An 11957-nucleotide genomic window follows, 5' to 3' on the forward strand; every position below is an offset into this window, starting at 1 on the left:
GGAATTCCCATATTGCAATAATTACGCCTGAACCTCGGGGCCGCAGCCGGCGGCATGGTTATTGCTCGGCAACCGGAGTCCCAGGACGAAACAACGCCGGGCAGCCTTGAGCGCAGGGCTTGCCGGTTACGGCGAGGAGGAAAAACAATGAACCATGTGGCCGATTTTCGGTTTCTAGTTGAGGTGGAACGATGTATCCAGCCGGAACAATGAGTGAAATTTCCTTTGAAACGCTGAGTCGCCAGTTTGAAACCATCTTCCATTCCTCCTCCGACGGCATCTGGGTCTGCGACGGCCAGGGTGTGGTTATCAATATCAACAAGGCCTCCGAGACCCTCAACGGCATCAAGGCAAAGAATGTTATCGGCCATAATATCAGGGATCTGGTGGCCCGCAAGATCTTCGACCAGTCGGTTACTACCCGGGTTCTTGCTACCGGCAAGCGGCAGACGGTGATGCAACGTATTCCAAAAACCGGCAAATATCTGCTGTCAACCGGCACGCCGTCGCTTACCGAAGACGGGCAGATAGCCCTGATCGTCGTCAACGAGCGCGACATGACCGAATTGAACACCCTGCGCAAGGAGTTCGAGGAAAGCCAGCAGGTACGGGAAAAATACCGCCAGGAGTTGAGCGGCCTCGCTCTTCTTGAGCTGGAGCGCAATGATATCATAGCGGAAAGTCCGGCGATGCGGCGGATTCTCCAGATGGCCCTGAAGCTATCGCAGATTGGTGCCTCCAACATCCTCATCCTCGGTGAATCTGGCGTCGGCAAGGGCCTGCTCGCCAAATTCATCCACAAAAACAGCTCGCGCAACAGCCATCCCCTGGTCGAGATCAACTGCGCCGCCCTGCCGGAAAATTTGCTGGAGGCGGAGCTCTTTGGCTACGAAAAAGGGGCCTTCACCGGCGCCGACGAAAAGGGCAAGATCGGCTTGTTCGAACTGGCCCAAGGGGGCACGCTCTTTCTCGATGAAATCGGCGATATGCCCCTGCCGCTGCAGGCAAAGCTCCTAAAATATCTCGATAATCACGAGATCCGCAGGGTCGGCGGCACCCGCTCGATTAAGGTCGAGTGCGCGATCATCGCCGCCACCAACAAGGACCTCCTCGGCCTGGTCGGCGACAAGACCTTCCGTAAGGATCTGTACTACCGGTTGAATTCGTTTATCCTGCAGATTCCGCCCCTGCGCGAGCGGCGGGAAGACATTGCCGGTCTGACCCGTTTTTACCTGGGTGAGGCCAACCGCACCTACAGGGCGGCCAAAACCATCAGTCCGAAGGCCATCCGCTGCCTGGAAGAGTACCGATTTCCCGGCAATGTCAGGGAACTGCGGAGTATTCTGGAAAATGCCGTGGTTATGAGTAATGACGACCAGATAGCCGACTTCATTGTCGACAGTCTCTCCGCCACCTCGACCAAGGACTCCCGCGGTGGCGGGGCTTTTTTTGAGAGCAAAGGGGATCTTGTCGGAAAGTTGCAGGCCCTTGAAAGAGAATTGTTGGTTGATGCACGAAAACGCTGTCGCACCACCCGCGAGGTCGCCCAGTTGCTCGGTATCAGCCAGCCGTCGGTGATCAGGAAGTTCAAGCAATATAAGATCGGTTGAAACAATCCCGAGATCCTTTGCCGACCGGCTGGCCGTCGCCTCTCTGTATCCCTGTTGATACTGATATGAATCGATTTTCTATCTATCATGTTGAAATATAAATGTAATATATTGTTTTTCTTCGATCCGTATATGAATCGTTATGTTTTTTAATTGAATTAAGTAGTTTGTAGTATCTTGATTCGGATTTGTATCAAGTCCCCCCGGCTCTTTCTGGCCATACTCCTCCCTAACCGGCAGTAATTTTGCGAAATACTTTCAGTCTTCACTTCCGGACTGAGATTTGCAATTCCCTTAGCGTTGCCGTACCGGCGGCTTCAATGCTCGCCGTTTCGTTAAAACTGCACATGGAGAGGTGGCGCATGATCGTTGACGATCACGGGCAAATACTTGCCCAAGTAGAAAAATCCGTTTTCAGCACCCAGGCCAGATTGGTGGCAAATCTCGCCTGGTTGAAGGCCAGCATGCATCCCTATTTCTTTTTCTGCAACAGTGAGGATATTGAAGAGGTGGCGGTTCTCGCCTCCGATCTCCATCTTCTCGAACACAATCGGCGCTTTATCCTTGCCGACAATGAAAAGAATGTGAGCATCGCCCAGCTGGGGGTGCCCGGAGCCCTGTACGCGGCTCTGCGGTCGTTGCCGGAAAAGCCCATCGCTTATGCCCAGCTGCACACCTCGTATGCGCCGGTTCCCAACACCGCATTTCCCCTTGAGGTGCTGGAGTTCGATTTCAATTGTCAGAGCGATGAGGGGCAGGCCCTTACCGCCGATCAGGCAGCTGTTCCTGGTGAGGTGGTAGAGGCGGTGCAGGCCAGGATTGCCGCCAAGTACAACGATTTTCCGGCCGGTGAAGCCCTGCCGCTGCTTGACCTCCTCTGGCAAAACAACAAGAAATATGTCCGTACTTCGCCGATCCAGCGAATCGCCCGCCTGCTTTGGCTGTTTGGTCAGTGCCGCTTCCTCGGCGGGGTTTTCCTCGACGTCGAGGAAGGCTCCGGCGTAGCCGGGGTACCGGAGTCGCGGGTGATGTTCGGGGTCGCCAATCCGCCGGAAAGAGGCTTTTTGCTGCAGATCCTCGAGGTCTTCCGGCGTCTCGATCTGAAGGTGCATCGCGCCTATTGTCTCACCCTCCACGAGGGAGAGCAGCCGTTTTTCCTCGCGACCTTCTATGTTTCCACAAGCGAGGGTGCGCTGATTTCTAGGGACTCACAGCTTTTTGCCTTTCTGCGCGCGGAGATGTACACGACTCTTCTGATGCCGATGACCTCTCTTTCGTACGAGAAATTCGTCGCCGGAGGCATCGCCGGCGGTCCGGATGCAACCTTGGTCCACGCCTTTATCGGCTTTTGCCATACCAATCTTGCCCATGCCCATCCGGACAGCTTTGATCTGGAGGGGGTGTCGCGGGCCTTCCACAACCATCCGGAGCTGACCCTGCAGCTGGTTCGCCTGTTTCACGCCAGGTTTTCTCCGGAGGCGCGGCAGTTGGGACTTGATTACCAGCAGGTGCGGCTTGAGACGGCCGATATGGTCGAAAATTTTACTACCGGCCGGCGCTTTCTTGACCAGTTCCGGCGGACCATCTTTCGCTGCTGCCTGCTCTTTGTCAACCACACCCTGAAGACCAACTTCTTCATCGCCGAGAAACGGGCCCTGGCCTTTCGCCTTGATCCGGCCTACTTGGCTGGGCTGGAAGGCGATTTTACCCGCGATTTGCCAGCCGATCGGCCCTTCCGCATCAGCTATTTTTCCTGCCGGTCGGGTGCCGCCTACCATATCGGTTTCTCCGATATCGCCCGCGGCGGCTGGCGGACGGTCATTACCCAGGGCCGTGATGATTATGTCACCGCCGCCAATAACCTGTTCAAGGAGACCTATGTCCTGGCCCATACCCAACATCTGAAAAACAAGGATATCTACGAAGGCGGTTCGAAGATGGTTGCCGTTCTCCGGGCCGAAGAGGGCGGTGATAGCGGGCGGATGCGCCGCCAGCTGCATCTCCTTCAGTATGCCCTGCTCAGCGGCTTTCTTGATCTCTTCGTAACGAAGGATGGTAGGGCCAGTGATCCACGGATAGTTGATTATTACCGGGAAGAGGAGCCCATCGAACTCGGTCCGGACGAGAACATGCACGACAGCATGATCGAGCTGGTGGCCCGGGAGGCGGTGCGACGCGGCTATGTCCTCGGGCCTGGGATTATGTCGAGCAAGAAGGTGGGCATCAACCATAAGGATTACGGGGTGACCTCAAACGGCGTCATCCGCTTTGCCGAGGTGTGTTTGGCAACCCTTGGCATCGATATGGCCCGCGATCCCTTCCGGGTGATCTTCACCGGCGGGCCGAACGGCGATGTTGCCGGCAATTGCCTGGCCATCCTGCTCGAACGCTGCGCCAAGGTGGCGATACCGCTGATCCTCGACGGGTCGGCAGCCCTGGTCGATCCGCAAGGCATCGACCATGACGCCCTGCGCGAAATTATCCTGAAAGATGATGTACGTGCCTTCAACCCGCAGGCCCTGCACCCCGGCGGCTACCTCCTCTACCGCACCGTCACCCGCCGGCAGGGTATGCAGGAGCTGTTTAAAAAGGTGACACGAACGGCCGATGGCCTGGTGGAGGAATGGGTCTCCAACGACGAATTTTACAAGGAATACAACGCCCTGATCTTTACCGTGCCGGCCGACTTGTTCATCCCGGCCGGCGGCAGGCCGGAGACGGTCGATGCCGGCAACTGGCGGGGTTTTTTTACCGAGGACGGCGAACCGACTTGCCGGGTTATCGTCGAGGGGGCGAATTCCTTTATCACCCCCGAAGCGCGGGCCGCCCTGCAGAAGGGGGGGATTATCCTGATGCGCGACGCCTCGGCTAATAAGTGCGGGGTTATTTCCTCCTCCTATGAGATCATCGCCAATCTTCTGCTCAGCGAGGAGGAGTTTCTCGCCCATAAACCGGAGTATGTCGCCGATGTCCTGCAGATATTGCAAAAACGGGCGGAAGAAGAGGCCAAGGTCATCTTTAGGCGGCACCGGGAGGCGGCCGGGGAACTTCTCTATACCGATATCTCCAATGATGTGAGCCGGGAGATCAACGACTGCTATGCCCGATTGTTCAGCTATTTTCAGGGGCATCCCGAGGTCTGCGACCAGCCTTTATACCATCAGGCCATCCTTGATCACCTGCCAAGGATGCTGACCAGGGACGGCAGCCCGTTTAGCAACAGGATCGGCCGCTTGCCGGAAAAAATCAAATTTGCCATTTTGGCCAGTGAGATCTCGTCCTCCATGGTCTATCACGGCAACCGCGATGATGCCTTTCTTGAGGCGGTAAACGGACATCTGCAGCGGAGGGCCATGGTCAAGGGCCGGGACGACGGCAGGTCATGAGGAGAGCCATGCGGATGGCGTATATTTTGCATATCGATGGTGGATCGATTGACCTTGATGGTTTCGGGCGTTCCGGACCATCGTTAGTATCTTAAAAAATCATTTCTTGTTTTTTACAAAGAGGAAACCAATGAATACCAAACAAACCAATAGCAACCTGCACGAACGTCGTAATGCCATTATCGCCAAAGGCAATGTCAGCGGTACCGATCGCTATATCGCCTCCGCCAAAGGGGCCATTCTCACCGATGTTGAGGGCAATGACTACATCGATTTCGGCGGCGGCATCGCGGTAATGAATGTCGGCCACTCGCACCCGAAGGTCGTCCAGGCGATCAAAGACCAGGCGGAAAAATTCACCCATACCTGTTTCATGGTCACCCCCTATGAGGGACCGGTTACGCTTGCCGAGAAGCTGTGCGCCGCCGTCCCCGGTGATTTCCCGAAGGCTGCGATGTTTGTCAACAGCGGTGCCGAGGCAGTCGAGAATGCTGTGAAAATTGCCCGGTATTACACCAAGAAAACGGCGATTATCGCCTTTGAGAACGGCTTTCATGGTCGGACCCTGATGGGCATGACCCTGACCTCCAAGGCCAAGCCTTACAAAATGGGCATGGGGCCATACGCCCCGGAGGTGTACCGGATGCCCTTTGCCAACTGCTACCGTTGCCCCTATGGTCAGCAGTATCCGGGATGCGAGGTTGCCTGCGCCGATAAGCTGGAGGAATTTTTCGTTCATTATGTCCCGGCCGAGCAGGTGGCTGCCATTATTTTTGAGCCGGTGCAGGGTGAAGGTGGTTTCGTCGCCCCACCGCAGGAGTATTTCAAGAAGCTGCAGAAAATCTGCCAGGCAAATAATATTCTCCTCATCGCCGATGAGGTGCAGAGCGGTATCGGCCGCACTGGCACGATGTTTGCCATGGAGCAGTACGGCGTTGCCGCCGACCTGACCACCGTCGCCAAGAGCCTCGCCGCCGGTATGCCGCTTTCCGCCGTCGTCGGCAAAAAGGAGATCATGGACAGTGTCCACGCCTCCGGCATCGGCGGCACCTACAACGGCAATCCCCTGGCCTGTGCCGCGGCCCTGGCGGTGTTTGATATCTTTGCTGAGGAAAAGCTGTTGGAAAAAGGTAAGAAGCTCGGCAATACACTGCGGGAGGCCCTGCAACAGATGCAGAAAGAGCATGCGATCATCGGCGATGTGCGCGGTCTCGGACCGATGATGGCCATGGAGCTGGTCAAAGACCGCACCACCAAGGAGCCGGCAACGGCAGAAACCAAAGCACTGGTAAAATTCTGTTTTGACCGGGGGCTGATTATTCTTGCCTGCGGCGCCTACGGCAACAATATCAGGTTCCTGATGCCGCTGGTCATTACCGACGAGCAGCTGCAGCGCGGACTGGCCATCGTCCGCGAAGGTCTTGCGGCCATCAGTGCCTAAGGGACAATCATAAAAGGAGAGACGATGTTCGGATTTTATAATCGTATTTTGACCATTGATCTCACAGCCCGAAACTTCGTCATCGTACCTCTTGGTGACGAAGTTCTGGCCGAGTGCTTTGGGGGTAAGGGCCTGGCTACCCGCCTGCTGCTTGACCGCAATCCGGTGGGCGTCGATGCCCTGGCCCCGGAGAACCATCTCATCTTCGCCACCGGCCCCTTCTGCGGTGGCAGGCTGTGGGGTGGCAGCCGTTATGGCGTATACACCAAATCGCCGCAGACCGGCTTTTATTCCGAATCCTATTCGGGCGGTAAGGTGCCCGAGGCCATTGATGCCGCAGGCTTTGACGCCGTTGTCCTGCACGGTAAATCGTCTGAGCCGACCGTCTTGTCCATTCATCCGGACGGGGTGGTCTTTCATGCCGCTCAAGATCTATGGGGCATGGAAACCTTTGCGGCGGAGGAGGCGGCAGTGGCCCGCTTTGCCTACCAACAGGAAGGATTTGCCAAGCGCGGCGCGGTGGTTATCGGTCCGGCTGGGGAAAATCTGGTCCGTTACGCGATAATTGCCAATGATAAATGGCGTTGCGCCGGACGGACCGGGGTCGGGGCGGTCATGGGCTCAAAACTGGTCAAGGCCATCGTCTTTCAGGGCGACCGCAAAAGGGCCTATGCCGACCCGGAGGGCGTGGCCGAGTATGCCAAGAATTTCTCCAAGACCAACATCGAGCATCCCGGGGTCAAGGCCTATAAGAAGATGGGCACGACGATGATGGTCACCCTCATGAACCATAACGGGGCCTTCCCGGCCCGCTACTGGAACCAGGGGACCGTTGACCACGTCGAGCAGATCAGCGGCGAGCGGTACCATGAGGAGCACGAGGTTAAGCCGCATGCCTGCGCCAAATGCTTCATGGCCTGTGGCCGTATGGCGAAGCTGAGCAAGGGGCGGCATAAGGATCTCAAGCTGGAAGGGCCGGAGTACGAAACCATCTACTCCTTTGGTGGCCTGTGCATGATCACCGAGATGGAGGAGATCGCCTATCTCAACGATCTCTGCGACCGCCTCGGCATGGATACCATCACCGCCGGCAATCTCTGCGCCCTATTTATGGAGGCAAAGAGCAAGGGCCGGGTTGATTATGAGATCGAATATGGCGATGCCGATCAGGTGGCGGCGCTGATCGAGAAGATTGCTGCGCGTCAGGATGTCGGCGACGTCCTCGCCGATGGCATTATTCGCGCCTCTAAGGAGTGGGGGCTTACCGACCTGGCGATCCACGTCAAAGGGCTTGAGCCTGCGGGGTATGAGCCGCGGGTCCTCAAGGGAATGGGGCTGACCTTTGCCACCTCTCCGCGTGGTGCCTGCCATCTGCGAACCACCTTCTATAAACCGGAATTGTCGGGAATGATTCCCCCTGATCAGATCAAGGATAAGGCGGCGCTGCTCATCGAGTTTGAGAACCGCCTGAATATCTTTGACACCCTGGTTCTCTGCCGCTTTTACCGGGATTTATATACTTGGGCGGAGCTGGAGAAAGCCATCACCCTGGCAACCGGGGTGGCAGCGGCCAAGGAAGACCTGGAGAAGATTGCCGCCCGGATCGTCAATATGACCCGGCAGTTTAATCTTCGCGAGGGTCTGCGGCCGGAAGATGACCATCTGCCGCCAAGGCTGCACAAGGAAAAGCTCCCGGATGGCCGGGCGCTTAGCGCAGACGAGATGGAGTACCTGCTGAACGATTACTACCGCCTTCGCGGCTGGGATCTTCAGGACGCCGCCTAAAGCTGAGTTGAGCAGCTTGTCTGCTCAAACGAAACGTATGCCCTTGTGGTATAAAAGATGCTGGCCGGGTGGTTTGAACCTTTCGCCCGGCGGCATCGGTTTTCACCAGTATGGCAAGGAGGCCCGGTGCACCCGGGTCTCCTTGTCGGCTCTTTTCCCTACTGCACACCTTTCGGAGCAATACCGCAATTGCCGTGAAGCTTGAGCCCGGCCCGCCCTTTCCCCTTGTCATCCATGCAAAAATACCGTATTGGTCGTTCTGGCCGGTCTTTAAAGATGTACCGATATTTCGAGAATGGAGTAAATATTGAATAATAACGAGATATTACGAAGTGTTCGCTATATCCTCTCCCTGGGCGATGAAAAGATGATTGCCCTCTTTGCTCTGGGCGGCTGCCGGGTTAGCCGCGAGCAGGTGTGTAACTGGCTGAAGAAAGACGATGATCCTGCACAGCAGAATTGCACCGACGGGGAACTTGCCCGCTTTCTCAACGGTTTGATCACCAAAAAAAGGGGGACAAAGGAAGGCCCGCCGGTCGAGGTGGAAAATCGCCTCAACAACAACATTGTTTTGCGAAAGTTGAAGATTGCCTTTAACCTGCAAAGTGTCGATATGCTGCAGATCATGGCCCAGGCCGGCTTGCCCATCAGTGACCATGAGCTGAGCGCCTTTTTTCGCAAAGCAGACCACAAACATTACCGCCCCTGCAAGGACCAGGTCTTACGAAATTTCCTGAAAGGTCTGCAGATGCGGTTTCGACCTCATGATCCCGGCCAGGCGAAACAGGCGGGGCAATCATCCACATACCTACCACCCGGAGAGCATGATGAAGAAGACCGAGTACCGCCGACCGTCTGGCAAAAACGCAAAAATTGACGCCTTCACAGTCGCCGAAGAAGATACCCTGCTGCACTTTTTGATCACCAAATTACCACAGAAGAGCCGCAACCTCGTCAAGACGGTACTGAAAGACCGGCAGGTTTTCGTTGAGAAGAAGGCGATAACGCAATTTGACCACCCCCTCATCCCCGGCCAGCAGGTGGAGGTACGATGGGACCGCGTCGCCGCGGCAACCGAGGGCCCGGGCTTGAAGATAATCCACGAAGACGAGGATATCATCGTCATTGATAAGCCATCCGGCCTTTTGACGGTGGCAACCGATAAGGAAAAGCGCAAAACCGCTTACGCCATGCTCAGTGACTACGTCAAGTCGCAGGATCCGCAGAATAAGATCTTCATTATTCACCGCCTCGACCGGGAGACCTCCGGCCTCCTGATGTTTGCTAAAAATGAAACCATCAAGAAAAAGATCCAGGAGACCTGGGAGACAACCATCGCCGAGCGCACCTACGTTGCCGTCGTTGAGGGCCGGGTTGAACCGGCGGAGGGTACCATCACCTCCTGGCTCACCGAGAGCAGTGCCCTGATCGTCTATTCCTCTCAAAAACCGCATCTTGGCAAAAAGGCCATCACCCACTACAAGAAAATCCGTGATAACGGCACCTTCTCACTATTGCAGCTGAATCTGGAAACCGGCCGAAAGCACCAGATCCGGGTGCACATGCAGGAGATCCATCACCCCATCGTCGGCGACGACAAGTACGGGGCAAGCGAAAATCCTCTCCGCCGTATGGGATTGCATGCCCAGGTCCTCGCCTTCATCCACCCGAAAACCAACAAGCTCTGCCGTTTCGAAACAGCCATTCCCGGGAAATTTTTGCGGCTCTTCGGTCCTGCCAAAAAACCCTGATTGCCGGCCGGCCATCATCAGGGCAAGACGTTTTTCCGAAAACGCCATAGTCAGGTCTCTTGTGGCATATTGAAGCCGCTCATCAAAAAGACAATTTGAAAGTCACAGACTTTCTATTTCTTTGCACACCTATGCGGCACCGCAGGTAGCCTACGGCAAGAAGGATGACGATATTTTTTCCGGGAGATGGAAAAAATCAAAGTGAGTTGAGCAGCTCGTCTGCTCAACGAAAGGTACGTCCTTGCCGTATATAGGCATCGAGCAGTATCAGACCCTGGTGAAAGTCTTTTTCCGGCGTGATCAGGCTGACGACAATCCGGTTGCTGTCCGCAAAGTCATAGAAGAATCCGGGGTGGACAATCAGGGAATACTTTTTAAGAAGATCCAAGCAGCATTGCTCGTCGCCAATGGTTTCCGGCAGGTTGATAATCGCATACCAGCCGCCCTCACGAACGCAAACGGGCATCTCCGTCTGTTCTTGCAGCAGCAATTCATTAACGTGGATACGGGCAAGAATCTCCTCCTGAACAGCCTTCTGGGTGGCAAGAAGCGGCGCTGCCGCCTGCTGGATCATGCTGTTTACCGAGAGGTAGGTGTCGGCAATGAATTCCAGGCGCTGTTTGGCCATTTTCTTGTGGTCCTCCGGACCGCCGCTGACATAGATCCAGCCGAGTTTTACCTGGGGAAGCGCCAGCACCTTGGAAAAGCCGCTGAGGGTGAAGGTCAGAGCCGCGGTATTGGATACTGCCGAATAGGAGCCGGCAGAATTGCCTGAGACTCTATAATCAAGGAATACCTCGTCGACGATTAACACAATCCCATGGGTTTGGCACAGCAAGGCGAGTTGTTGCAATTCCTCGCTGGTCATGTAGGAGCCAGTCGGGTTATTGGGGTTGACGACGACAATGGCCCTTGTCAGGCTAGAAATTTGCTGCCGAAGGGAATTGAAATCAATACGCCACTGCCCCGAAGCATTTTCACGCAGCATGTAGCGGGTCGGCCTGACATTTTCAAGAGTTGCGAGAAAATCGAAGAGCGGATAGCCGGGGGCGGGGATGAGTATCTCATCTCCTGGATCGGTGAGCAGCTTCATTAAAAAGCTGTAGGCCTCACTGGTACTGGCGGTGAGGAAAAGATCGTCGCTATCGATCAGTCCATGGTGGTTGTCCCGGTAATACCTTTTAATTGCCTGGCGGGCACTTTTCGTGCCTTGTGCCGACGGCTGGTAAGGATCGGCGGCACCGTGCTTTTTGGGGAGGGGTGGTGCCGAGGAAAACGCAAAGCCAGCGCTTGTTGGGTTTGATTGGGTGAGATCGAGAATTCTTGCACCGGAGGCCTTTTTTTCTTCGAGGATCGTGGTGAAGTCGTTGGGTTCGAGGCTTTTGGGGAGTCGTGAGGAAAAACGCATGTGGCTGAGGACCTGATGCTAAAGTTGAGTTAAGCTGTGAGTCGACTGAAACGAAACGTGTGCACTTGTTGGTATAAAGAAAATTTTGTACTTCGTCGATACGTAGAGTGTTCAGGCAATCTTTTCCAGGGAGGGAATCGATGAAACCACAAGAAGCAGTAAGTATTCTCATGCTCAGTCCGTGTTATTGGCTCATGAAAGTATCAGAACGGCGGGAATTGATCAAAGAATTCCTTGCCAGTTATGCCAGTATCGACATACCCTTTGCCTTCGGATCGAGAAAACGCAAGGGTGGCAACGGCTGAGGGTTTGGCGTTTCCCTCTCTGACATCTCTGATTCTGACCCTTCGGTCAATCCTTTTTTCAGTGTTTCCGCGTTGGCAATCCGTTTTGGCGACCAGAAAATATGGTGCCGCTGATCCTCTTCGCTGCCTTCAATCACCTCCTCTTGTCATGCCCGGCAAAACAAATCGGCGGGCCGCACATTTTACATTCCCGGGAAATCGATCTATCATAATTGCTGGAGTATTGGCGAAGGCCCCCTCATACCCATAAACGCATGGATTGTCAGGGGTT

At 55.3% G+C, this 11957-nt stretch carries 8 protein-coding genes; 7 read left to right on the forward strand and 1 reads right to left on the reverse strand.

Annotated features, from left to right (window positions below):
• The first annotated feature begins 209 nt into the window (after positions 1-209).
• From OEL83_06760 to OEL83_06785, 6 genes are all read left to right on the forward strand, one after another.
• On the forward strand, positions 210-1610 hold the full coding sequence (locus OEL83_06760) for a sigma 54-interacting transcriptional regulator (protein ID MDK9706736.1): 1401 nt from the start codon (positions 210-212) through the stop codon (positions 1608-1610).
• 362 nt (positions 1611-1972) lie between these two features.
• Complete coding sequence (locus tag OEL83_06765) at positions 1973-4996, forward strand: NAD-glutamate dehydrogenase (GenBank protein ID MDK9706737.1); 3024 nt, start codon at positions 1973-1975, stop codon at positions 4994-4996.
• Positions 4997-5126: 130 nt separating this feature from the next.
• Positions 5127-6437 (forward strand): 4-aminobutyrate--2-oxoglutarate transaminase, encoded by a 1311-nt coding sequence (gene gabT / locus OEL83_06770; GenBank protein ID MDK9706738.1) that lies wholly within the window; start codon positions 5127-5129, stop codon positions 6435-6437.
• A 24-nt stretch (positions 6438-6461) separates the two neighbouring features.
• Positions 6462-8222, forward strand: a complete 1761-nt coding sequence (locus OEL83_06775; protein MDK9706739.1) for an aldehyde ferredoxin oxidoreductase family protein — start codon at positions 6462-6464, stop codon at positions 8220-8222.
• A 307-nt stretch (positions 8223-8529) separates the two neighbouring features.
• Positions 8530-9099, forward strand: coding sequence for a DUF1456 family protein (locus OEL83_06780; protein MDK9706740.1), 570 nt, complete (start codon positions 8530-8532; stop codon positions 9097-9099).
• The gene (locus tag OEL83_06785) at positions 9047-9973 is read left to right on the forward strand and encodes an RluA family pseudouridine synthase (protein ID MDK9706741.1); all 927 of its coding nucleotides are present in this window, start codon (positions 9047-9049) and stop codon (positions 9971-9973) included. The genes OEL83_06780 and OEL83_06785 overlap by 53 nt, the downstream gene beginning before the upstream one ends.
• A 223-nt stretch (positions 9974-10196) precedes the next feature.
• Here OEL83_06785 and OEL83_06790 read toward each other — a convergent pair whose 3' ends face one another.
• Entirely contained in the window at positions 10197-11381 is a 1185-nt protein-coding gene (locus tag OEL83_06790; protein ID MDK9706742.1) for a pyridoxal phosphate-dependent aminotransferase, read from the reverse strand.
• Positions 11382-11521: 140 nt separating this feature from the next.
• Here OEL83_06790 and OEL83_06795 point away from each other — a divergent pair, with 140 nt between their 5' ends.
• A complete protein-coding gene (locus OEL83_06795) occupies positions 11522-11686 on the forward strand; it encodes a hypothetical protein (protein ID MDK9706743.1) in 165 nt (54 codons plus the stop codon).
• The last annotated feature ends 271 nt before the right edge of the window (positions 11687-11957 follow it).

The sequence above is a fragment of the Desulforhopalus sp. genome, from assembly GCA_030247675.1.
Taxonomy (GTDB): domain Bacteria; phylum Desulfobacterota; class Desulfobulbia; order Desulfobulbales; family Desulfocapsaceae; genus Desulforhopalus_A.